The organism is Bradyrhizobium sp. UFLA05-89 (genome assembly GCF_059803475.1).
Window position 1 is genome coordinate 19,921 of record NZ_JBANBA010000085.1, and the last position, 22,582, is coordinate 42,502.

A 22,582-nucleotide genomic window follows, 5' to 3' on the forward strand; every position below is an offset into this window, starting at 1 on the left:
CACGACCGACGTGGTAAGCTCTCGCGATCACGGGAGCCGCCGTCATGTCCGAGCGCAGCACGCATTGGGAAAAGGTCTACACGACCAAGGGCGAGACCGAAGTGAGCTGGTTCCAGGAGAGCCCGGCGATCTCGCTTCAAATGATCCGCGCAGCGAGTCCAGGCCATGGTGCCGCCATCATCGATGTCGGCGGCGGCGCATCGCGGCTCGTTGATACGCTGTTGCGGGAGGGCTATCGCTCCATTGCGGTGCTCGATATCTCCGCCCATGCGCTGGACGCCGCAAAGACGCGGATCGGCGCTGCCGCCGCTGATATCGACTGGATCGTTGCCGACGTCACGACATGGCGGCCGGCACGCTCATACGACGTCTGGCACGACCGAGCCGCGTTCCATTTCCTGACCGAGCCCACCGATCGGGCGGCGTATATCGATCGCCTGCGATCGGCAGTGCGCGAGGGCGGTCACGTCATCATCGGCACCTTCGCGCTCGACGGTCCCGAGAAATGCAGCGGCCTGCCCGTACAACGCCACGACGGCAACAGTCTCGCCGCAGAGCTCGGCCCGGATTTCGCGCTGCTGGAGACGCGTCACGACGTCCACCGTACGCCCTGGGATTCGACGCAGGCGTTTCAGTTCAGCCGCTTTCGGAGGCGCAGCCAATAGCGTCGGTCATGCCACGCGAAGGCGGGGCATCCAGTACGCCGCGGCTTCTCCGTATTCGTCACAGCCTCTGGAATACTGGATCGCCCTGTCCCGTCTCCGCCAAGGCTCCGACGAGGCTTGCGAACTCGGCTCGCCGAGGCTTTAGCGGAGGCGGCAAGGCCGGGCGATGACAGCGGAGAGCAAGGCGAGCTCGCGCCCGATCGTCATGTGAGCGCAGAGAATCCTACGCCGCGAGCTTCACGGCATGCGCGAAGTCCCAATAGAGCTTGCGCGCTTTGGTGTAGAACGGGCCCGGCTTCAGCTCGCGGTCGTCGATGCGGATGACGGGGGCGACCTTGGCGAAATTGCCGCTCGAGAAGATCTCGTCGGCGGCGACGAAATCGGCATAGCGCAAGGTCTTCTCGATCACGGTGACGCCGTCGGCACGCAGCAGGCCGATCACGCGCTGGCGCGTGATGCCGTTCAAAAAGGTGCCGTTCGGCGCCGGCGTGAAGACCACGCCGTCTTTCGCCATGAACACGTTGGAATTGCCGAACTCCGCGACATTGCCGAGCATGTCGAGCATCAGGGCGTTCTGGAAGCCGCGGGAGGCCGCCTCCGCGAGCGCGCGCGAGTTGTTCGGATAGAGGCAGGCCGCCTTCGCCTCGACCGGCGCGCATTCCGCCGTCGGCCTTCGGAAGGGCGACAGCGTGATCGCGTTGCCGACCAGCTTCGGCATCGGCGCCTCGTAGATGCAGAGGCACCAGTTGGTGGTTTCAGGGTCGAACAGCACGCCGCCACCCGAGCCGTTCTGCGCCCAGTACATCGGACGAATGTAGAGCTCGGCCTTCGGCGCAAAGCGCGCAATGCCTTCGTGCGCGAGCGTCATCCATGTGGCGGTCTCGACGACTGGCTTGAGGCCAAAATTGATCGCGGATTGATTGGCACGGGCGACGTGGCGATCGAGATCGGGCGCAACGCCTTCGAACGCGCGGGCTCCGTCGAACACGACCGAGCCGAGCCAGGCGCCATGCGTGCGCGGTCCCATGATCGGTACGTTGCCTTCGTGCCACTTGCCTTCAAAGAAAGTCCAGCTCGCCGAGTATTCGATGGATTTTGTGCTCTCGGCCATTAGCCAGCCTCCCCTTACCGTGATGCCGCAATATGCGTCACTATTGGCCGAATTCCTAAAGGATTTCCTGCTTGGAACTTGACCGACGGGGCTCGATTCTGGATTGCTGATCCACAGATTCAAGGCAGCGATCCCGAGAGAACGCCCCATGCCGCTCGATCCCCTTGCGAAGCGCTTGTTGACCATGATGGCCGCGGCCGGGCCGGCGGCGCGCGCTCGCCCGAGCGTCGAGGGACGGCGGCAGTCGCTGGCGAAGCTGATGCAGTTTGCGCGCGCGGAGGCTCCTGGCGTTGCGACGTCCGACGGCACGCTGCCCGGCCCCGGCGGTGAGCTGGCCTACCGTCTCTATGCGCCGGAGAACGCGGCACCGCGAGCTCCGGGCTTCATGTTCTTCCATGGCGGCGGGCTCGTCGCCGGCAGCATCCAGACCCATGACCGCATCGCCGCCGGCATCGCGCACGTGACCGGTTGCCGCCTGGTATCGGTCGACTACCGCCTCGCGCCCGAGCACAAATTTCCTGCCGCGATCGACGACGCGATCGCGGCGACCGAATGGGTGGCGCGAAACGCTTCGCTCCTCGGCATCGACGCCGAGCGGCTGGTGATCGGCGGTGATTCCGCCGGCGCAACGCTTGCCGCCGTCGTGTGCCAGGAGGCGACGCAGAACGCCGGGCTCTCCATCGTCGCGCAATGCCTGATCTGCCCGGTGCTCGATTTCGAGGAGACCTCGCCCTCGCGCGAGGCCTTCGCCGAGAATCACCTGATCGATCGCGTCACGATCGACGCCGATCTCGCCGATTATCTGCCGGACGGGACCGACGCCGCCGATCCGCGCATCTCGCCGCTCCGCGCGACGCGACTGGCCGGTTTGCCACCGGCGATCATCCACACCGCCGAGTTCGACCCGATGCGCGACGAAGGCAACGCCTACGCGCGCAAGCTGCTGGCGGCCGGCGTCGTCGTCGAGCATGTCTGCCACGATGGCATGGTTCACAATTTCCACGCCATGGGCGCGATCCTGCCGCAGGCGCAGCTCGTGCTCTCGCAGATCGGCGAACAGGTCCGGCGGGCGGTCTCGAAGTGACGAAGGAGCGTTCGCAGACTGCGCCGGCAACCTGATTCAAATTTTAGCTAATTCGGCATCAATCGTTAGGGTTACTTCGTCGATCTCTAGACGAATTATTGCCCGCTTTACCACCCGCCTCTAACACGAGGACGGCGGATAACGCACATCCACTGACGTGCCCAAAAGTGCGACCCGCTGGACGCGAAGGTGGACGATGCGCAACGAAACGATCGCTATTCACGCCGGCTACGAACCAGAAGCGACCACGCATGCGGTCGCCGTGCCGATCTACCAGACTGCGGCCTATGCGTTCGACAGCGCCGATCATGGCGCAGCTCTCTTCAATCTCGAAGCGGAAGGTTATCGCTACAGCCGTATCGCCAATCCGACCACCGCGGTGCTGGAGAAGCGCATCAGCGAGCTCGAAGGCGGCGTCGGCGCGCTTGCGGTCGCAACCGGACAGGCGGCGCTGCATTTCGCCTTCGTCAACATCGCCGATCATGGCGGCAACATCGTTTCCGTACCGCAGCTCTACGGCACCACGCATACCTTGCTCTCCCACATCCTGCCGCGCCAGGGCATCACGGGCCGCTTCGCCGAGAGCGATAAGCCCGAAGCGCTCGCGCGCCTGATCGACGAGAGCACGCGCGCGGTGTTCGCCGAGACCATCGGCAATCCTGCCGGCAATGTCTGCGACATCGAGGCGCTGGCGAAGATCGCACATGCCCATGGCGTGCCGCTGATCGTCGACAACACGGTGGCGACGCCGATCCTGCTCAAGCCGTTCGACTACGGCGCCGACATCTCCGTGCATTCGCTGACGAAATTTCTGGGCGGCCACGGCACCACGCTCGGTGGCGCGATCGTCGATTCCGGAAGTTTTCCCTGGGCGCAGCGCGCCGCACGTTTCCCGGCCTTCAACACGCCCGACGCGTCCTATCACGGACTCGTCTATGCCGAGCGATTCGGCAAGACCGCCTTCATCGAGCGCGCGCGCAGCATCTATCAGCGCACCATGGGTTCGGTGCTGTCGCCCTTCAACGCCTTTCTGCTACTCCAGGGTATCGAGACCGTGGCGCTGCGCATGGAGCGCCACGTCGAGAACGCACGCAAGGTCGCGGAATTCCTGCGCGCTGATCCGCGCGTAGCCTGGGTCAACTATGCCGGCTTCCCGGACAGCCCATATTACGCACTGGTGCAGAAATATCTCGCCGGCAACGGCTCGTCCCTGTTCACCTTCGGTATCAAGGGCGGCATGGAGGCCGGCAAGGCGTTCTATGACGCGCTGAAGCTGATCACGCGACTCGTCAACATCGGCGATGCAAAATCACTCGCCTGTCATCCGGCCTCGACCACGCACCGCCAGATGTCAGCGGAGCAGCAGCGTGCCGCCGGCGTGCTGCCGGAGACGATCCGCCTCTCGATCGGCATCGAGCATATCGCCGACATCATCGAAGACATCGACCAAGCGCTGGCAAAGGCCTGCCCGTCGAAACGGCTTCAAGCTGCGGAGTAGACGGCAGCGCCGATGACCATCTTGATCGACAAGGATCAAGGTATTTTGAGCCCGGCCCTGGTGCCGGCGCTGGAGGACGCGCGCGGTGACGGCCGCGAGATCACCATCGGGCTGATCAACAACATGCCGGATCCGGCACTGAAGGCGACCGAGCGACAGTTCATGAAGCTGTTGCAAGCCGCCGGGCGCGGGCGCCGTATCCGCTTCCAGCGTTTCTCGCTGCCCTCGGTCAAGCGTTCGCCGGAGGCGCGCTGGCATGTCGAGAGCGAATATTCCGATCTCTCCGATCTGACGCGGCAAAGATTCGATGGGTTGATCGTGACCGGCGCCGAGCCGGTCGCGCCCGATCTCGACCAGGAGCCCTATTGGCGCGATCTCACCGACATCATCGACTGGGCGCGGACCAATACGCGCTCGGCGATCTGGTCGTGCCTTGCCGCGCATGCAGCGGTGTTGCATCTCGACCGGATCGTGCGGCGGCCGCTTGCCGTCAAATGCCACGGCATTTTCGACTGCGAGACGATCGCGAACGATCCGCTCACGCGTGCCGCGCCGGCGCATCTCAAAGTCTCGCACTCGCGACTGAATGAGGTCGCGGAAGCCGACCTCACCAAGCATGGTTACCAGGTGCTGACACGCTCGGCAAAGGCGGGCGTTGACGTTTTCGCCCGGCAGTATGCCAGCCGGTTCGTGTTCTTCCAGGGCCATCCCGAGTATGACGCGTTGTCGCTGCAGCGTGAATATCTGCGCGATATCGGCCGTTTCCTCGCGCGCGAGCGCGAGGCCTATCCAGCGCTACCCACGAGTTATTTCGACGCGGCGACCGAGGAGAAGCTCAGCCGCTTCGAAAAGCGCGCTAGGCATCAGCGTCATCCGGCAATGGCGAGCGAACTGCCTGCGCTGAATTTGCGCGGCGATATCGCCGCCGGCAGCGCTGCTGCCGTGCTTTTCAGGAACTGGCTCGATTTTCTCGCCGAGGATGCCGCCGCACCGCTGTCTCTGCGCTGAAGGGCGGGGTGGTTTCCTCGTTAGGCATAACGACTTGTACAACTTGCGTTCGGCCAAGGGCGGATGGTTCATTGCTACCGCCCGTTTGGGAAATACAGGGAAACAACCTGGTGTGGTCGGCAATCAACGGACGCGTAAGCAATCGGCTGGCTCGGCATTTTGCCGTGATGCCGCATCGGCTGCCGACCCACGCGCCGATGGTCAGCTTCACCTTCGATGATGCTCCCGACAGCGCCGCGAGCCGTGGCGCCCCCATGCTGGAAGAGTATGGCGGCCGCGCGACCTTCTATCTGGCCGGCAGCCAAATTGGCCAGAAGTCCGATCACTGGCTCGGGCTGTCCAACGACGCCATCCTGCGGCTTCATGATCGCGGCCACGAGATCGCTTGCCACACCTTCTCGCATCGCCGCGCGGTGGATCTCGACGAGGCCACGCTGGCGCGCGAGATTGAGCTGAACCGTAACTATTTTCACGCGCTCGATCCGACGATCAAGCTCGAGAACTTTGCCTATCCGTATGGTCTCGCCTCGATCTGGCGCAAGCCGCAGCTCACCAAGAGCTTCCGCTCAGCACGCGGGATCCTTCCCGGCGTCAATCGCGACGTCATCGACCTGCAGTTCCTGCGCTCGTCTCCCCTGGTCGACAAGGATATCGATGTCGGCGGCGTCGATCGCTATCTGGACGAGGCCCTGGCCAGCGGCGGCTGGCTGATCTTCTACGGCCACGACGTCGTCAATCGGCCGAGCCCCTATGGCTGCACGCCGTCGCTGTTGCACCACGCGTTGAAGGCGGCGCAGAAGCGCGACGTTCCGATCGTGACGGTCGCTGAAGCCCTACGCCGAATTGGGGCGTAGCACACTTCTTCCCTTCTCCCCTTGCGGAAGAAGGTGGCGCGAAGCGCCGGATGAGGGGGGCTCTCCGCGCATCACATTGCGCCAGATCCACGCGCGGAGAGAAACCCCTCACCCGCCGAGCTTCGCTTGGCACCTCTCCCACAGGGGGAGAGGAGAAGAGCGTCCGTTCCGCGCAAACACCCTTGCCACCGCCGCCTCGCCATGCCACTGCCGTTGACCGAATCTCACGGCCCGGACCGACACGCCCATGTCCGCCCCCTCCACCGCCCCGCAGACCGCGCCAGCCGAGGGCCGCGACGCGCTGTCGGTGCTGCATTCGGTGTTCGGGCTCTCCGGTTTCCGCGGTGCGCAAGGCGAGATTATCAGGCATGTGACAGCAGGCGGCAATTGCCTGGTGCTGATGCCGACCGGTGGCGGCAAGTCGCTGTGTTACCAGTTGCCGTCACTGTTGCGCGAAGGCTGCGGCATCGTGGTGTCGCCTTTGATCGCGCTGATGCGCGACCAGGTCGCGGGCCTGATCGAATCCGGCGTCAACGCGGCCGCGCTGAACTCCTCGCTGACGCCGCAAGAGGCCTCCGAGGTCGAGCGGCGCCTGATCGCCGGAGATCTCGACCTGCTCTATGTCGCGCCCGAACGGCTGGTCACGCCGCGCTGCCTGTCGATGCTGGCGCAGGCCAGGGTCGCGCTGTTTGCGATCGACGAGGCGCACTGCGTCTCGCAATGGGGCCATGATTTTCGTCCTGAATATGTCGCGCTCTCGGTCGTCGCCGAGCGCTTTCCCGACGTGCCGCGGATCGCGCTCACCGCCACCGCCGACGAGTTGACGCGCAAGGAGATCGTCGAACGGCTGCAACTCGCGGACGCGCCGCAATTCGTCTCCAGCTTCGACCGGCCGAACATCCGCTACGAGATAGTCGATAAGCGCAATTCCGTGGCGCAACTGAAGGAGTTCATCAGGGAGCGCCATGCCGGCGATGCGGGCATCGTCTATTGCCTGTCGCGCAACCGGGTCGAGGAGGTCGCTGCCGCCTTGAGCGATGCCGGCATTCCGGCGCTGCCCTATCATGCCGGGCTCGACGGCAGCGTACGCTCGCGCAACCAGGATCGTTTCCTGAACGAAGACGGCATCGTCATCGTCGCGACCATCGCCTTCGGCATGGGCATCGACAAGCCGGACGTGCGCTTCGTCGCGCATCTCGACCTGCCCAAGAGCATTGAGGCCTATTACCAGGAGACGGGGCGCGCCGGCCGCGACGGCAATCCGTCCGCCGCCTGGATGGCCTACGGCCTCTCCGACATCGTGCAGCAGCGCCGGATGATCGACGAGTCCGCCGCTTCCGACGCGTTCAAGCGGGCATCGATCGGCAAGCTCGACGCGCTGGTTGGGCTTGCCGAGACGGCGCATTGCCGCCGCAGGCGGCTGCTTGCCTATTTTGGCGAGACGGTTACGGCGGAGAGTTGCGGCAATTGCGACAACTGCCTGACACCGCCGCAAATGCGCGACGGCAAGGTGCTGGCGCAGAAGCTCTTGTCCTGCGTCTATCGCACCGGACAGCGCTTCGGCGCCATGCACCTGATCGACGTGTTGGTGGGACGTTTGACCGAGAAGGTGACGCAGTTCGGCCACGACAAGCTGTCGGTGTTCGGCATCGGCCGCGAGCTCAACGAGAAGCAGTGGCGCACGGTGCTGCGGCAATTGGTGGCGATGGGGCACCTGCAGAGCGACAGCGAGGCTTTCGGCGCGCTGAAGCTGACGGAGTCCTCACGCGGCGTCTTGCGCGGCGAGACGGAAGTCTGGCTACGCGAGGAAGCCCCTGGCTCGCGCATTCGCGCCAGCCGCGCAAAATCCCGCCGCGGCGACCTTGCACCCGCCGCTAGCGCGCCACAGGGCGACGTTGATCCCGAATTGCGCGCACGCCTGCGCGCCTGGCGCTCCGAGGTCGCCCGCGAGCGCGGCGTGCCCGCCTATGTCGTGCTGCATGATGCAACGATCGACGGCATCGTGCGCGCCTGGCCCACGACGCTGGACGAGCTGCGCAACGTGGCCGGCATCGGCGACAAGAAGCTCGAGCATTACGGCGAGGAGCTGCTGCGGCTGGTCAGGACGCGATAGAGCGCGCCATATTTCCGCTGTCATCCCGGACAAGCGCAGCGAAGCGGAGCGCTGATCCGGGATCCCCGCGCGAGCGCTTGCGCTCGTCGCGATGACCACAGGGCGGAGTTGCGCGAGCTGGCAACCCAGAGTCTTCGCCAAACCACTGCCTGATGGGTCCCGGCCTTCGCCGGGACGACACCGGCAGGAGGGCGCGATCCGGGCCGACCTCAGCCGTTGCGGAACGCGTAGGCGTAGCCGTTGAGCGCGGGCGCACCGCCGAGGTGGGCGTAGAGGATCTTCGCGCCCTTCTCGAAATAGCCCTTCTTGGTGAGGTCGATCAGGCCCTGCATCGACTTGCCCTCGTAGACGGGGTCGGTAATCATGCCTTCGAGACGCGCGGTGAGGCGGATGGCTTCCTTGGTCTCTTCCGACGGCACGCCATAGGTCGGATAGGCGTAGTCCTCGACCAGCACGACGTCGTCTTCGACGATCTCCTTGCCGAGTTCGACGAGTTTTGCCGTGTTCTGCGCGATCGAAAGAACCTGTGCCTTGGTCTGGCTAGGGGTGAAGGAGGCGTCGATACCGATCACTTTTCGCGCACGGCCGTCCGCGGCGAATCCAACCAGCATGCCCGCATGGGTCGAGCCGGTGACGGTGCAGACGACGATGTAGTCGAACTTGAAGCCGAGGTCCTGCTCCTGCTTGCGCACCTCTTCGGCGAAGCCGACATAGCCGAGGCCGCCATATTTGTGCACGGAGGCGCCGGCCGGAATCGCGTAGGGCTTGCCGCCCGCGGCCTTCACTTCATCGATCGCCTGCTCCCAGCTCTTGCGGATGCCGATGTCAAAGCCGTCCTCGACGAGACGTACATCAGCGCCCATCACGCGCGACAGCAGGATGTTGCCGACGCGGTCGTACACGGCGTCCTCGTGCGGCACCCAGGCTTCCTGCACCAGGCGGCACTTCATGCCGATCTTGGCCGCGACAGCGGCGACCATGCGGGTGTGGTTGGACTGCACGCCGCCGATCGACACCAGCGTGTCGGCATTCGAGGCAATGGCATCGGGAATGATGTATTCGAGCTTGCGCAGCTTGTTGCCGCCATAGGCAAGACCGGAATTGCAGTCCTCACGCTTGGCATAGATCTCGACATTGCCGCCGAGATGCTTCGACAGCCGCTCCAGTTTCTCGATGGGGGTCGGCCCGAAGGTCAGTGGATAGCGCTCGAATTTTTCCAGCTTCATGCGAAATCATCCCGATCTGGCGTTGAACTGAAGGGAGGAACTATCACTCCTCAGATGAAATGTGCTCTCGAATATTGCGCTAGACTTTCACCGAGTCTTGCACTGCAGCCGCATGATGATATCTTTTCTCTCATAATATATCTCAAAAACGGAATTATCTTCCATGTCCGGAAGACTCGATCGCACCGACCTTAAGATATTGCGATTGCTGCAGAATAACGGCCGGCTCAGCAATGCGGAGCTGGCCGAAACGGCTGCCATCAGTCCCGCCACCTGTCATCGCCGCACCCAGCGCCTGTTCGAGGACGGCTTTATCGCCTCGGTGCGCGCGATGGTCGCGCCGAAGAAGGTGGCCAAGGGCACGCTGGTGATGGTCGGCGTCGTGCTCGACCGCTCGACGCCGGAAAGCTTTGCGCTCTTCGAGCAGGCGGTGGCGAAGCTGAAATGCGTGCTCGACTGCCACCTCGTCGCCGGCGATTTCGACTATTTCCTGAAAATCCGGGTCGGCGACATGGAGGACTTCAACCGCATCCACGCCGAGCAGCTCATCGCGCTACCGGGCGCGCGCCAGACCCGCACCTTCTTCGTGATGAAGGAGGTCGTCGACAACGCACCGCTGGAGTTCTAGAGCATGATCCGGAGCGCGATGAGATCCTCATCTCATCGCGCTTTGAGCGGCGCGCGGCGTCACGAGACCTGTTCGGCGACGCGCTCCGCCACGGCCACGCCCCGCTCGCTGTCCTCGGGCCGCATCGCGATCACCGAGATCAGGCCGAGGCCGACGCCGATCATGACGTAGAAGATCGGCGCGAGCGGAGAGCCGGTGAGCGCGATCAGCCAGGTCACGAAGAACTGGGCGAAGCCGCCGAAGATCAGCACCGCGACATTGTTGACGATCGCAAGCGCGGTCGAACGGACGCGGATCGGAAACAGCTCGACCAGCGTGGTGCAGTAGACGCCGAGGAAGAACGCACTGAAGAAGCCAATCACGACCTGGGCAACCAGGAGCTTTGCGATCGACGGCTCGGAGATCACCCAGGCATAGAGCGGATAGAGCGAGACGAAATAGCCGGTGAGCGAGGCGAGCAGCAGCGGCTTGCGCGGATAGCGGTCGGACACGGCGCCAGCGATGGGGACGACGACCACCATCACGATCGCCGCGATCATCTGCACCAGAAAGCTCTGCATCAACGGCAGCTTCAGCACCTCCTTGGCATAGGTGACGGTGTAGCCGAACGTGACGTAGAACGAGACGGCGCTCGCGACCACCATGCCCATGCCAATCAGGAAATTGCGGCCGGGATGTTTCAGGGCGGCGATGAAGTGCTCCTTGTGCACGGCCGCCATGTTGCGCCGGGAGGCTTCGGGCTCGACGACCTTGGCGCGCATGTAGAGCAGGATCGGAACGATGACGAGGCCGACGAAGAACGGAATGCGCCAGGCGCCGGCCGCGAGCTGCTGCTGCGTGAACGTCAGCGTGAGGATGGCACCGAGCACTGCGCCCAGCACGTTCGCCATGAGCTGGCCTGCGATCTGCCAGGAGCCGTAGAAGCCGGTGCGGCCGGCAGGAGCCGCCTCGATCAGATAGGCGGTCGAGGTGCCGAACTCACCCCCGACGGAAAAACCCTGCAGCAGCCGCGCCAGCAGCACGATCAACGGCGCGGCGATACCGGCCGTCGCATAGGTTGGCGTCAACGCTAGTAGCGCGACCGAGAGCGCCATGATGCCCATGCCGAGCGTCATCGCCGCCTTCCGCCCCTTGCGATCGCCGAAATAGCCGAGCACGAGACCGCCGACCGGCCGCATGAAGAAGCCGGTGCCGAACAGCGCGGTGGTGAGCAGCAGCGCGTTGATCTCGCTGCCCGGGACTTTCGGGTCGACCGGAAAGAACAGGTTCTTGATGACCGGCGTCATCAGCGCGAACACCGTGAAGTCGTACCATTCCATCGCATTGCCGGCGATCGCTGCCACGATGGCTTTTTTGTTCGTCTGCATCTCGCGCTTGCCTGTCCGGTTGCTGGGTTACTCGGCGGGTTGGTGGGTGGCGTCGGCGTCGATCCATTCGTCGCCGAGAATTTCGGCCGTGGCGAACGCCTTGAGATTGGCGAAGTGGATCTCGCGATCCTCGACAAAGAGGCGACGGACGATGCCGCGTGCGAGCCGGTCGGCGCCTTCGCTGATCGCGGGGATGTCGCCCGAGAGCTTGCCGTGGCTGAGCGTCGCCGGATAGTTGAAACAGTAGAGCCGCGACAGCATTGGACAGGCGCCGGCTACCCTCTCCTGAAATTGGAAGACGTCGCCGAGATCGGGCGAGCCTTCCAGCTCGGCATTGTCCATGCCCACAGGCGTCGGGCAGCGATCGCGCCAGAAGCGGATATGCGGTGCGAACTCCCTAAGCTCAGGCCGTAACGCGAGGTCGACCTTGAAGCCGGTGCCGAAGATCATGAAGTCGGTCTCATAGCGCCCCTTCGGCGTCGTCACGACAAGGTGGTCGCCCTCAATGACGAGATCATCGATCGGACTTGCCAGGTGGAAATGCGCATGCGGATAGGCGGAGACGCGCAGCACGCTCTGGCGCGGTGGTGGCGTCTGCGCCTTCAGCGTGTGATCGAGGAAGCGCCATTTCCACGCGTCGGACAGGCCTGCAAAGCCGTGTACGACGCCCTGGCTGCCAATGCCCGTGAACTTGTTGATGCGCGGAATATCCGCGCGCCGAATGAAGAGATCGAGCCGCGCGGCGCCGCTCTCCAGCGCGACCGCCGCATTGTCCATCGCGGATGCGCCCGCGCCGACCACGGCGACACGCCTGCCCCGCAGCTTTTCGAAGTCGATCGCATCGGAGGAATGCGCCCAGAAGCGTCGGTCGATGCTGTTCGCCAGCGGCGGCACGTAGGCGCCGCCGAGACCGTCGCGTCCCGTCGCCAGCACGACATGGCGGGCCAGGATCTTTCGCGGCGCGCCACCTTCGCCGACATCAAGCTCGAACAGCTCGTCGGCACGCGCGCGGATGCGCTCGACCGTCACCTCGTTGCGGATCGGCAGGTTGAGCACCTTGCGGTACCAGACGAGATAATCCATCCACATCGTGCGCGGCGCGCGGTCGAGCGTCCTCCAGGCGTCGCGGCCGTATTGCGCTTCATAGAACGCGCGGAAGGTCAGCGCCGGCATTCCCATCGCGGGGCCGGTCAGCTCCTTTGGCGAGCGCAGCGTGCGCATCCGCGCGAACGTGACCCACGGTCCCTCCTCGCCGGCGCGCGCACGGTCGAGCACCAAATGGTTGTCGACGCCAAGCCGCTTCAACATGGCCGATGCAACGAGGCCCGCCATGCCGGCACCGACGATCACGACGTCGACGGTGGCCTCACCGTTCACGACGCGACGTGGCACCCAGGATTTGGCCGGCAGTTCCAGCCACGAAAGGTCCTGCTTGAGTCGTTCTTCGAGCGCCGCAAGGCCGGCCGCGTTTGGCGTCATCATCGTCATGAATTGGCTTTCTCGAATTCGCCGGCCGCCTCATCGGGCTCGAGGCTTGCGGCCGCGCCGCTGTGCAGCTTCGCGCCGGGCATCAGCGCCACCGCCGCGCGTAGTGCGTCGTTGAGGGAGACGACCGTCGGCGTCAGCTCGCGTCCGGTCGGCGAGAGCGCGGCAAACAGGAAGGGAATAACGACATCCAAGCGCCGGGTGACGACGCCTTCCACCGGAAGGCTCGACGTCAGCACCGGCTCGACGATGGCGACACCGAGCGACTGCTTGGCCATCGCGATCGCGGTCATCGAGGAATTGGTGTCGATGACCTCCGCAGGCAGCACGGCCTCGCGTTCCAGCGCCTCGTCCACCCGGCGGCGCAGACGGTAGGGATTGGCCATCGTCAGCAGACGGGCGCCGCCGAGATCCTTGAGCCGGATCACCTTCTTCTTCGCGAGCGGATGATCCATCGCCAGGCAAGCGACGCACGGCACCTCACAGACCCATTGCACGTCGAGGCCGGGATGCTGGACCGGCAGGCTGGCGAGCCCGAAATCCACCGATTGCGACAGCACCGACTGCACGACGTTCTCAGCCGAGAGCGCCTGCACATGGACCTGCCCCGGCAGCAGCTCGCGCTCCAGCGCGGCAAGCGCGGCCGGGACGAAGCCCGCGGCCAGCGCCGGGATCGCCGCGAGACTCAGTACAGGCAACGCACCGGCGCCGATCGCGTTGGCGCGCTGGCGGATGTGTTTCAGGCCCATCAGGAGCCGTTCGACCTCGGCATGAAACAGCACGCCCTTCGGCGTCGGGCTGATGCGCGGACCGTTGCGGGAGAACAGGAGGTAGCCGACATCGGCCTCGAGGTCCTGGATCTGGCGCGTCACGACCGGCTGCGAGCGGCCGAGCAACCGCGCCGCGCCGGTGATGCTGCCGGCCGACATCACCGCCGCGAAGGCCTCCAAGAGCCGGATGTCGATAATTTCATTGTTCATGGGCAGCGCGCTTGCATTATTCGGATATAGCATGAACAATATTTCTTGATGCGCAAGAAGAATTATGAGAGATTTTTGCCATGCCGATGGAGCCAGTCCCTTTCCGCCACCAAAACCCGGTCGGACCGGCCTACAGGCGCGGCTGGGTGGACGAGGCCGTTGCGGCGATCGAGGCCGATCAGTGCCGCTCGGCGGATACCCACCTGATCCGCCTCATCATGCCGGCGCTCGCCGGCATCGACATCTATCTGAAGGATGAATCGACCCATCCGACCGGCAGCCTGAAGCATCGCCTCGCGCGTTCGCTGTTCCTCTACGCGCTCTGCAACGGTCACATCGGCGAAGGTACGCCAGTGATCGAGGCGTCATCGGGATCGACGGCGGTCTCGGAAGCCTATTTCGCGCAGATGATCGGCGTACCCTTTTATGCGGTGATGCCGCGCACGACCTCGGCGGAGAAGATCGCCGCGATCGAGCATTATGGCGGCAACTGCCATCTGATCGACGACGGCCGCGCGCTTTATGCGGAGGCCGCCGCGCTCGCCGCGCGCCTGAACGGCCACTACATGGACCAGTTCACCTTTGCCGAGCGCGCCACCGACTGGCGCGGCAACAACAACATCGCCGAGTCGATCTTCACCCAGCTCAAGGGCGAGCCACGCCCGGTGCCGGACTGGATCGTGATGGGCGCCGGCACCGGTGGCACCTCGGCAACCATCGGGCGCTATCTGCGCTATCGGCAATACCAAACGCGACTCTGCGTCGCCGACGTCGAGCATTCCGCCTTCTTCGAGTGCTTCCGGACCCAGGATCGCACGCAGACCTGCGAGCGGCCCTCGCTGATCGAAGGCGTCGGCCGTCCGCGTTGCGAGCCATCCTTCGTGCCGGGCGTCGTCGACCGCATGATGAAGATCCCGGACGCCGCGACGATCGCGGCGATGAATTTGCTGACGCGCCGGCTGCGCCGTGCGGTCGGCGGCTCAACCGGAACCAATTTCCTGGCGCTGTGCCGGCTCGCCAACGAGATGCGTAACGCGGGTGAGACGGGTTCGCTGGTCACGCTGATCTGCGATTCCGGCGAGCGCTACCGTCAGACCTACTATGAGCCACAATGGCTCGCCGCGCGTGGGCTCGATCCCGCGCCGTATGAAGCCGAGTTGTCGGCCTTCCTGGAGACGGGCAAGCCGCTCAGCTTTACGGTCGCGGATGTCGCAAACCCACGGAACTCACGAGGTGGTGCGTGACCACGCTGATCGAAACGATGGCCGGCGTGCCCGAGGGATCGCGGCTTAATCAGGCGTTGAAAACGCGCGCTGAGATCCTGCGCCTGAGTGAAGCTGCGCATGACGCGGTGCTGCTGCCGCGCGAACCCGGCGGGCTGAGCCACGGCCTGCGCGCGGCGCTCGCGGCGCGGATGTGCCGGCATGTCGGCGATGCCGCCCTGACTGCGCACTACGAATCCTATCTCGCGCATTCGCATGATCTGGATGTCGCCACCCTCGCCGAGCCCGGCGGAGCCTGCGGCGATGCGCTGAACGACGCCATGGCGCGCCACGCCGACCTCCTGACGCTCTCCCCGCGCGAGGCGACGCGACAGGACGTCGAGACGCTGAAGGCCGCCGGGGTCAGCGAGGCCGACATCGTGCGGCTGTCTGAACTCGCCGCTTTCGTGAACTATCAGTTGCGGGTCGTTGCCGGCCTGAAACTTCTCAAGGCAGTCGAGGCCAGATGAGCGAGGTCGTTCACAGCTTCACTGCCACGATCCCGACCTGGTCGCCCTACGTCACCCCGGTAGAGCTCGCCTCCGCAACGCCGGAGCAGCTCGCGGCGATGAAAGTCACGCCGTCGAACAAGGGCGTGTCGCCTTACGTGCTGACGCTGGCGCATGATCCGGAATCGCTCGAGGTCCGCTCGCCGCTGTTCAACATGATCATGTACGGCAAGGATGGCCTGTCCACTGCCGAGCGCGAGCTCGGCGCGCTCAGCGCCTCCATCGTCAACCGCTGCATCTATTGTGCTGCCGTTCACGCCTCACGCTTCATCGGCCTCACGGGGCAGAACGATGTGGTCGAGGAGATCTTTGCCGGCGAGCGCGACGCCAGGCTGGAGGCGCGACAGCAGGCACTGTTCGATTTCGCCACGAAACTATCGACGACGCCGATCGAGGCTACGACGGACGACGCGCGCAGATTGGCGGACGCTGGCCTCAGCGGGCTCGAACAGCTCGACCTCGTGCTGTCGGCCGCGATCTTCGGCTGGGCCAACCGGCTGATGCACACACTTGGCGAACCGGTGGCGTAAGCGGTTCAACGAGCAAAATCAGTCTTTAGCTTGGATATTGAGCATTGGAGCGAGAATATCGGTCCACAAAAGATGGGCGCCCACCGTAGCCACCGTGACCCCGCCAATGACGAACCAAAGATAGATCTTGCTGCTGAAGAACAATTGGAGGCCCGCGACGTACAGACCTCCAAGCAGCATCACAATGGCCAAAGCGAAAACCAGAACCTTTCTCATCTCAAATCCATTTAGCAAGAAGCTTATTGTCCAAATTGGCAGACCCAGGACACGGGCGCCTCAATTCGTTGTGCGGCCTGCGACTCCCGCCAAAACATAGCACGGTTGCAGCGGCGCCTCCATGCCACCAGGATCGCGACGCGCATGTCACGGCAACTTCACTTGCCTTGCGCCGCTGCCCGGGCAACGTTCGGCACTCCCTGAACGAGGAGAGCTGCCATGCGCCTTCCCATTCTCGATCCGAAAGAGCTGACCGCCGAGCAGAAGCCGCTGTATGACGACATGCGAGCGGGCATCAAGGATCATTTCAAGGGCTTTGTGAACATGCGCGAGGACGGCGCGCTGCTCGGCCCGTGGAATCCCTGGCTCCGCGAACCGCGTTTCGGCAGGCCGGTGTGGGATCTGGTCAAGGCGATCGCATCGAATCCGCTGCTGCCGGCGCCGGTGCGCGAGGTCGCGATCCTCGTCACCGGCTCGCATTTCCGCTCCGGCTACGAACTCTATGCCCATGTGCTGGTCGCCGAGCAGCGCGGCCTGTCGGATGAGAAGCTCGCGACCATCGTGGCCGGCCAACGGCCGGTCGACCTGACCAAGCAGGAAGCCGTCGCCTACGACATGGCATCCGCACTGGTGAGCGGCGGCGTGCTGCCCGAGTTGACCTGGCGCGCCGCGGTGAAGGAGTTCGGCGAGCACGGCGCAGCCGAATTGTCCTATCTCGTCGGTGTCTATTGCATGGTCTCGGTCACGCTGAACACGTTCGATGTGCCGGTGCCGGATTAGTCTTACTGCGTCACAAGACCCTCATGGTGAGGAGCGCGGAGCGCGTCTCGAACCATGAAGGCCCGGATATCACCCGCGGCCATCCTTCGAGACGCGCGTTCCGCGCTCCTCAGGATGAGGAAGAGTGCTTGTGACACGGTAGAAATAGAAGCGACTTCGGCGATCACTCCGCCGCCTTGCTTGCGGGCAGCGGTGGCGACCAGGCAATGCAGCGATTGCGACCTCCGGCCTTGGCCTGGTAGAGCGCGTGATCGGCCGCGCTCATCAACGCATCGGTGCCGGACATGCTGACGCTGGCCTCGGCGATGCCAATGCTCACGGTGACGCCGAACTGGATCTTGTGGGCGGCGATATGCGAGCACATCACGCGCTTGCGGATGCGCTCGGCGACCGTTCTGGCGCGGGACAGGCTGGTCTCGGGCAGGAGAACCGCGAACTCCTCGCCGCCGAGACGGCCGATGATATCAGACTTGCGCTTGCCATCGAGGCATGCGGCAGCGACCGTCTTGATCGCGGCATCGCCGACCGCATGGCCGTAGTGGTCGTTGACCGACTTGAAGTGATCGATGTCGAGCATCAACACCGACACCGAGCGATAGTAGCGCTGGAAGCGACTCCATTCGGCATCGAGGCTTTCCAGGAAATGGCGGCGGTTGAAGAGGCCGGTGAGCGGATCGGTGGTGGCCAGCGTCTCCAGCATCTTGGCCTTTTGCGTAAGATCGGTGATATCGACATAGGTCAGCATGCGGCCGCCATTCGACATCGTCGTGCAATGGGCGCGGATGCGCCTACCGTCCGGCGTCTGAAGGTCACGCACGTGATCGCCGGCCTTGACCTCTTCGACGCGCTTGGCTGGAAATTTTGCGAGTTCGCTTGGGGGCAGATCCGGCGCGCTGGCGCGATGCACGCGCCGCACCAGCGACGCGTAGGCTGGCCGGCCTACTGCCTCCTCGTCGCTGACCTCCCAGAACCGCCGCATCCGCCGGTTCATGAAGCTCGCGTTCAGTTCGGAGTCGAGGAGAAGCACGCCATCCTGGACGTTCTCCAGCGCATCTCGCAATAGCTTCAGCTCGTCGGAGGAGCGCACGATATCGGTGACGGGCGTGTAGGTCAGCATCCGTCCGCCGTCAGGTAACGGCGTGCACTGCACGCGCATGACATCGCCATTGGTTCGGCGCAGATCGACCGGCGTGGGGTCTCCTGCCTCGATCTGGCGAACACGCCTTGCAACGAGCGCATCAAGCTCGGCGGCCGGCACTTCGTAGGCTCCCGTATCCCGTCCGTGATAGAGCAGTGTGAGTATCGAGGGATTGCTGTCGGCGACCTCTTGGGGCAGCCGCCACATCTGGCGGAATGACCGATTGATCAGGCGCGCCCTGAGCTGCGCGTCGAGCAGCACGATGCCGGTCGGCACGTGATCGAGCGCGGCGCGCAGCGCCAGCATCTGGCTACGCATCAAGGCGTCGCCGCGCCGGGTCGGCGCCTCCTCGTTTCTCGCCTCGCCACCAGCCGTGCCGAGCGCGACACCGATCTCGCGATCGGAACGCCAAACCACGCGGCACGCCAGCAACTCGTCGTCCGCAAGCTTCAACTGGAATTGGTCGGGTACGCCAAGACCGGTCTCGAGCTGAAGCGTGGCGCCTTCCTCCGACATGCGGCGCACCACGCAATCGAGCGACGATTGCCCAAAGTTGAAGATAATCTTCCCGGCCAGGAACGTTCGTTCCGGCGTCAAGCGGGGCATCGCAACCTCCCAGACGAAATCTGTTCCAGTCTGCCGCAATGCCCCTTGCGGCAGGATAACGCAGCGGGCGATTTCGCGGGAAAGGCTAACGATCTGTTGACGGGCAACGCTGCCGGGCGAAGGTCGACGCGTGACAAAAGCCTTTGTCCATCAGTGAGTGCAAGAGAAGCCGTAGCACCGTCATCCGGACAATTGCGATGGGTTTGCTTTACCGAAAATCCACCACGCAGGAACTCCGTTGCAAAGTCACCTGACAAGACGGTTTCGGCATCCGCGCGACAAGCGTCGTGATACCGAACAGGCGGTTGCCGTCGTCGTTCATGCGATCGAGCTGGAGCCGCACGATCGGTTGGGTGAGGGGCTGGACCTGTGCCAGGCGGCCAAGCCGCGCCCCGCCGAACGATTGCACGTCGGCGCGGCCGGTGCCCCCTACAATTGCTCGGTGCGGATTGCTTCGTGCAAGTTGGGCCGCGATCGCCCGCAGCGTCAAGCCGCATCTGCAATCTGTGGACTGTCCGGGCGCACGCCGTTACCCTGCCGTGATCGCAACGACACACTCGCCTGCCAGAACCGCGCGATCAGGACCAGAGAGGATGAAAGCAATGAAGACATCACGCCGTGTTTTGTTGGCCGGAATGGCAGGGCTCGTCGCCGCGCCGCAGGCCGCAAGCAGCGCCTTGGCTTCAACCGACGATGTGGTGGACCTGACGATAGCCGAAGAACGCTTCGCCAGGATGATCGCGGCCGCGCACGCGCCCGACATCACCTGCGCACGACAGGCCGAGCGCTTCGCGGAAACGCATTGGCGGGAGTATGTGGCAGCGGCCCGAGCGGTGCTGAGCGCAAGAGGCTGAGCTCTCTTCCTCCTCTTGCGTGAGAAGGTGGCATCGGCTGCCCCCGGCGACTGTTCTGGAGAGACGCTCCACTTCTGCGCTCAAATGAGAGAGCGGCGCTCCAGGACGACTACCGAATCAATCTCAGCAGTACCAAGGGACGATCGGCGCCCACCTTTCCACGTCGATGATTCGATACGCTGTGCCGCGAGTACGCGACACAGTCAGCAACGCTGCGGAAACGTCTCCTCACGCGTTGAGCAACCGACCCGTAAGCATCTGGGCGCTACGTTGAAGCGCTCAATTCTTCGCTTAGGGGGTGCACCAAGTTGACGTTTGCTGCCACGCGTTTTGGTCGCCTGCTCTCGCGTTTCTGCTCCGATCGCCGCGGAAATGTCGTCGTGATCTTCGCCATTACATCACTGCCCGTTCTCGCCGCCGTCGGCGCCGCGGTCGATTACTCCCTCGCAGTGCGGGCCCGAGCCAAGCTGACGGCAGCACTCGACACCGCGGTGCTGGTCGCCACCGCAAAGAGCGAGATCACAAACGCCGCAGCCACGGCACAGAGCGATGCACTGAACACGTATGCCGCGCAGATGTCCGCATACGGCATGACAACGAGCTCAGTGTCCATCACGGTGACAGATACCGTGACCACCCGGACGGCTACCGGCACGGCAACATTGACCGTTTCGAATTATTTCATGGGTCTAGTGGGCTACAAGACCATGACGGTTTCGGCGAGCTCGTCGGCGGCGGCCTCGCTGCCCAGCTATATCGACTTCTACGTGCTGCTCGACAACTCGCCATCGCAGGGGCTTGGCGCGACCACTGCTGATATGACCGCCTTGCAGGCCGCAACTTCCGACAGTTGCGCCTTCGCCTGCCACGACACCTATACGTCGAGCTCCAAAAAGACGAAACAAACCAGCAGCTACTATTCGATCGCGAAGAAGCTCGGCATCACGATGCGGATCGACCTGGTGCGGACCGCAACGCAGTCATTGACGGATACCGCCACATCAAGCGAGCTCGTCAGCAACCAATACCGGATGGCGGTCTACACCATGGGAAGCGATTGCAGCTCCATCGGCCTGACGACGATCTCATCGCTCACGTCGAACCTCTCGTCGGTCAAGACGGCCGTCTCTTCTGTCGACCTGATGACGATTCCCTACACCAACTACAACAACGACATGTGCACCGACTTCGACGGCATTCTGTCCTCGATGAACAGCACGATTCCTACTCCCGGCACCGGAACTGCATCCTCGCCGCAAAAATGGCTATTCTTCATCTCGGACGGTGTGGCCGACTATTATTACCCGTCGAGTTGCTCCGAGACCGTCATCACCTCGTCGGGACGATGCCAGGAGCCGCTCACCACCACGATCTGCGATACAATCAAGAATCGTGGCATCAACATCGCGATCCTCTACACCACGTATCTCGCGATCACCAACAACAGCTGGTACACCACCTACATCGCGCCCTGGCGCAGCTCGATCGCGACCCAGATGAAGGCCTGCGCAACCTCCGGCTATTACTATGAGGTGTCGAGCGACAGCAGCATCAGCGACGCGCTGACGGCGCTGTTTCAGAAGGCCATCTCCTCCGCGCACCTGACGCAGTAGCCGTACCCGCTGGCGGCGCGTCGCAGCTCCGAGCTGGCGCGGCAAAAGCCACCGGCATCCAAGTCCCATGATGTGGGCAGCTCAGTTCAATTGAGCTCTTTGGTGCAGCGCACCAGGCTGGATCGTCTCATCCATTGAAACTAAACTCGAGCCATGCCTGAACGCGAGATCGAGTGGTCGCCAGACCTGATCCATCCCAAGAGCGTCGCCGGAACGGCGCTGCTGGGCAAGGCTTGCGACATCCTCGAATTGATCGGCAGGTCGCCGGGTTCCCTGGATCAAGCGATACTCGCCGAGCAAACCGGCATTCCGCGCGCAACGCTTTACCGCATCCTGGCTGCGCTGATCTCGCGCGGGTTGATCCGCGCCGATCCTCGAACTCAAAATTACACGCTCGGCTTCAACTTCCTCGACTTGGCACAGAACGCGTGGTCGTCGTCGGATCTCGCATCGATCGCCTCCGTTGAACTTCGGCGACTACGCGACTTGACGGGAGAGACAGCCTACCTTGCGGTGCAAGAGGGCAGTCATGTTCTGTCGCTCGGCCGTTTCGAAAGCGTTCATTCCGAACGGTCGAATGCAAGGCTCGGGGCACTGAAACCGATGCATTGCACGAGTCAGGGCAAGTCAATTCTTGCCCATCTCTCGGAGTCTCAGCTCGAGCTGGCGCTGCGCGGCGAGCTCACGAAATTCACGGACAATACGATCTGCGATCCCCAGCAATTGAGGGCTCATCTCGCAATCGTCCGCGCACGCGGTTATGCAATCGACGACGAGGAAATCATCCTCGGCACGCGCTGCGTCGGAACGGCAATTCTGGATCCCGGCGGGAAGCCGTTGGCCGCCATCAGCGTGGCCGGTCCGACGTTCCGCATCACCGCGCAGCGCGCCGAGCAGTTGGGACAAGAGCTCGTTGAAGTCGCAAAGCGAATCTCGGACCTGCTTGCGCCGACGATCAAGAGCGCCCGGCATGCGCCGGCTTTCAATTACCCACAAATTCTCCTCCGACCATGGCGCCCAGCGCGATGTCGGTGAGGCGTGACAGCCCGCGCCAC

22 protein-coding genes are annotated in these 22,582 nt (G+C 63.9%); 14 read left to right on the top strand and 8 right to left on the bottom strand.

Going from position 1 to position 22,582, the window contains the following annotated elements; all coding sequences use genetic code 11:
- Window positions 1–44: 44 nt before the first annotated feature.
- Window positions 45–665 (top strand): class I SAM-dependent methyltransferase, encoded by a 621-nt coding sequence (locus tag SO139_RS32645; RefSeq protein ID WP_449379809.1) that lies wholly within the window; start codon window positions 45–47, stop codon window positions 663–665.
- 223 nt (window positions 666–888) lie between these two features.
- Here SO139_RS32645 and SO139_RS32650 read toward each other — a convergent pair whose 3' ends face one another.
- The gene (locus tag SO139_RS32650; protein ID WP_449379808.1) at window positions 889–1,776 is read right to left on the bottom strand and encodes a branched-chain amino acid aminotransferase; all 888 of its coding nucleotides are present in this window, start codon (window positions 1,774–1,776) and stop codon (window positions 889–891) included.
- Window positions 1,777–1,924: 148 nt separating this feature from the next.
- Between SO139_RS32650 and SO139_RS32655 the strand changes: the two genes are divergently transcribed.
- The 5 genes from SO139_RS32655 (at window position 1,925) to recQ (ending at window position 8,333) form a co-directional block, all read left to right on the top strand.
- Window positions 1,925–2,860 carry an alpha/beta hydrolase gene (locus SO139_RS32655; protein WP_449379807.1) on the top strand — a complete coding sequence of 312 codons (936 nt, stop codon included), beginning with the start codon at window positions 1,925–1,927 and terminating at the stop codon, window positions 2,858–2,860.
- Window positions 2,861–3,056: 196 nt separating this feature from the next.
- Entirely contained in the window at window positions 3,057–4,358 is a 1,302-nt protein-coding gene (locus SO139_RS32660; protein ID WP_449379806.1) for an O-acetylhomoserine aminocarboxypropyltransferase/cysteine synthase family protein, read from the top strand.
- A gap of 12 nt (window positions 4,359–4,370) precedes the next feature.
- Window positions 4,371–5,366 (top strand): homoserine O-succinyltransferase MetA, encoded by a 996-nt coding sequence (metA, locus tag SO139_RS32665; RefSeq protein ID WP_449379805.1) that lies wholly within the window; start codon window positions 4,371–4,373, stop codon window positions 5,364–5,366.
- Window positions 5,367–5,476: 110 nt separating this feature from the next.
- Complete coding sequence (locus SO139_RS32670) at window positions 5,477–6,220, top strand: polysaccharide deacetylase family protein (RefSeq protein WP_449379804.1); 744 nt, start codon at window positions 5,477–5,479, stop codon at window positions 6,218–6,220.
- 247 nt (window positions 6,221–6,467) lie between these two features.
- Complete coding sequence (gene recQ, locus SO139_RS32675; protein ID WP_449379803.1) at window positions 6,468–8,333, top strand: DNA helicase RecQ; 1,866 nt, start codon at window positions 6,468–6,470, stop codon at window positions 8,331–8,333.
- A 209-nt stretch (window positions 8,334–8,542) separates the two neighbouring features.
- On the opposite strand, the gene SO139_RS32680 is transcribed toward recQ, so the two are convergent.
- Window positions 8,543–9,559, bottom strand: a complete 1,017-nt coding sequence (locus SO139_RS32680) for a 1-aminocyclopropane-1-carboxylate deaminase (RefSeq protein ID WP_449379802.1) — start codon at window positions 9,557–9,559, stop codon at window positions 8,543–8,545.
- A gap of 163 nt (window positions 9,560–9,722) precedes the next feature.
- On the opposite strand from SO139_RS32680, the gene SO139_RS32685 reads away from it, so the two are divergent.
- On the top strand, window positions 9,723–10,187 hold the full coding sequence (locus SO139_RS32685; RefSeq protein ID WP_449379801.1) for an Lrp/AsnC family transcriptional regulator: 465 nt from the start codon (window positions 9,723–9,725) through the stop codon (window positions 10,185–10,187).
- 59 nt (window positions 10,188–10,246) lie between these two features.
- Here SO139_RS32685 and SO139_RS32690 read toward each other — a convergent pair whose 3' ends face one another.
- Genes SO139_RS32690 through SO139_RS32700 form a run of 3 tightly spaced genes read right to left on the bottom strand, consistent with a single transcriptional unit; the run spans window position 10,247 to window position 14,019 of the window.
- Complete coding sequence (locus SO139_RS32690; protein WP_449379800.1) at window positions 10,247–11,554, bottom strand: citrate-proton symporter; 1,308 nt, start codon at window positions 11,552–11,554, stop codon at window positions 10,247–10,249.
- Between the two features lie 27 nt (window positions 11,555–11,581).
- The gene (locus tag SO139_RS32695; protein WP_498541257.1) at window positions 11,582–13,042 is read right to left on the bottom strand and encodes an NAD(P)-binding domain-containing protein; all 1,461 of its coding nucleotides are present in this window, start codon (window positions 13,040–13,042) and stop codon (window positions 11,582–11,584) included.
- Window positions 13,039–14,019: a LysR family transcriptional regulator gene (locus SO139_RS32700; RefSeq protein WP_449379798.1), complete on the bottom strand. Its 981-nt coding sequence runs from the start codon at window positions 14,017–14,019 to the stop codon at window positions 13,039–13,041. Before SO139_RS32700 ends, SO139_RS32695 begins: the two co-directional genes overlap by 4 nt.
- 86 nt (window positions 14,020–14,105) lie before the next feature.
- Here SO139_RS32700 and SO139_RS32705 point away from each other — a divergent pair, with 86 nt between their 5' ends.
- The 3 genes from SO139_RS32705 to SO139_RS32715 are packed head-to-tail and all read left to right on the top strand — an operon-like array spanning window position 14,106 to window position 16,320.
- A complete protein-coding gene (locus SO139_RS32705) occupies window positions 14,106–15,263 on the top strand; it encodes a PLP-dependent cysteine synthase family protein (protein ID WP_449379818.1) in 1,158 nt (385 codons plus the stop codon).
- A gap of 17 nt (window positions 15,264–15,280) precedes the next feature.
- Window positions 15,281–15,751 (top strand): CMD domain-containing protein, encoded by a 471-nt coding sequence (locus tag SO139_RS32710; protein WP_449379817.1) that lies wholly within the window; start codon window positions 15,281–15,283, stop codon window positions 15,749–15,751.
- Window positions 15,748–16,320 (top strand): peroxidase-related enzyme, encoded by a 573-nt coding sequence (locus SO139_RS32715; protein ID WP_449379797.1) that lies wholly within the window; start codon window positions 15,748–15,750, stop codon window positions 16,318–16,320. The genes SO139_RS32710 and SO139_RS32715 overlap by 4 nt, the downstream gene beginning before the upstream one ends.
- A gap of 18 nt (window positions 16,321–16,338) precedes the next feature.
- On the opposite strand, the gene SO139_RS32720 is transcribed toward SO139_RS32715, so the two are convergent.
- Window positions 16,339–16,536 (bottom strand): hypothetical protein, encoded by a 198-nt coding sequence (locus SO139_RS32720; protein WP_449379796.1) that lies wholly within the window; start codon window positions 16,534–16,536, stop codon window positions 16,339–16,341.
- 219 nt (window positions 16,537–16,755) lie between these two features.
- Between SO139_RS32720 and SO139_RS32725 the strand changes: the two genes are divergently transcribed.
- Complete coding sequence (locus SO139_RS32725) at window positions 16,756–17,316, top strand: carboxymuconolactone decarboxylase family protein (protein WP_449379795.1); 561 nt, start codon at window positions 16,756–16,758, stop codon at window positions 17,314–17,316.
- Between the two features lie 163 nt (window positions 17,317–17,479).
- Here SO139_RS32725 and SO139_RS32730 read toward each other — a convergent pair whose 3' ends face one another.
- A complete protein-coding gene (locus tag SO139_RS32730; protein ID WP_449379794.1) occupies window positions 17,480–19,060 on the bottom strand; it encodes a GGDEF domain-containing protein in 1,581 nt (526 codons plus the stop codon).
- Window positions 19,061–19,268: 208 nt separating this feature from the next.
- Window positions 19,269–19,550: a hypothetical protein gene (locus tag SO139_RS32735; RefSeq protein WP_449379793.1), complete on the bottom strand. Its 282-nt coding sequence runs from the start codon at window positions 19,548–19,550 to the stop codon at window positions 19,269–19,271.
- 112 nt (window positions 19,551–19,662) lie between these two features.
- On the opposite strand from SO139_RS32735, the gene SO139_RS32740 reads away from it, so the two are divergent.
- The 3 genes from SO139_RS32740 (at window position 19,663) to SO139_RS32750 (ending at window position 22,562) form a co-directional block, all read left to right on the top strand.
- Complete coding sequence (locus SO139_RS32740; RefSeq protein ID WP_449379792.1) at window positions 19,663–19,914, top strand: hypothetical protein; 252 nt, start codon at window positions 19,663–19,665, stop codon at window positions 19,912–19,914.
- A 308-nt stretch (window positions 19,915–20,222) separates the two neighbouring features.
- Window positions 20,223–21,527: a TadE/TadG family type IV pilus assembly protein gene (locus SO139_RS32745; protein WP_449379791.1), complete on the top strand. Its 1,305-nt coding sequence runs from the start codon at window positions 20,223–20,225 to the stop codon at window positions 21,525–21,527.
- Between the two features lie 153 nt (window positions 21,528–21,680).
- On the top strand, window positions 21,681–22,562 hold the full coding sequence (locus tag SO139_RS32750; RefSeq protein ID WP_498541258.1) for an IclR family transcriptional regulator: 882 nt from the start codon (window positions 21,681–21,683) through the stop codon (window positions 22,560–22,562).
- Window positions 22,563–22,582: the final 20 nt, after the last annotated feature.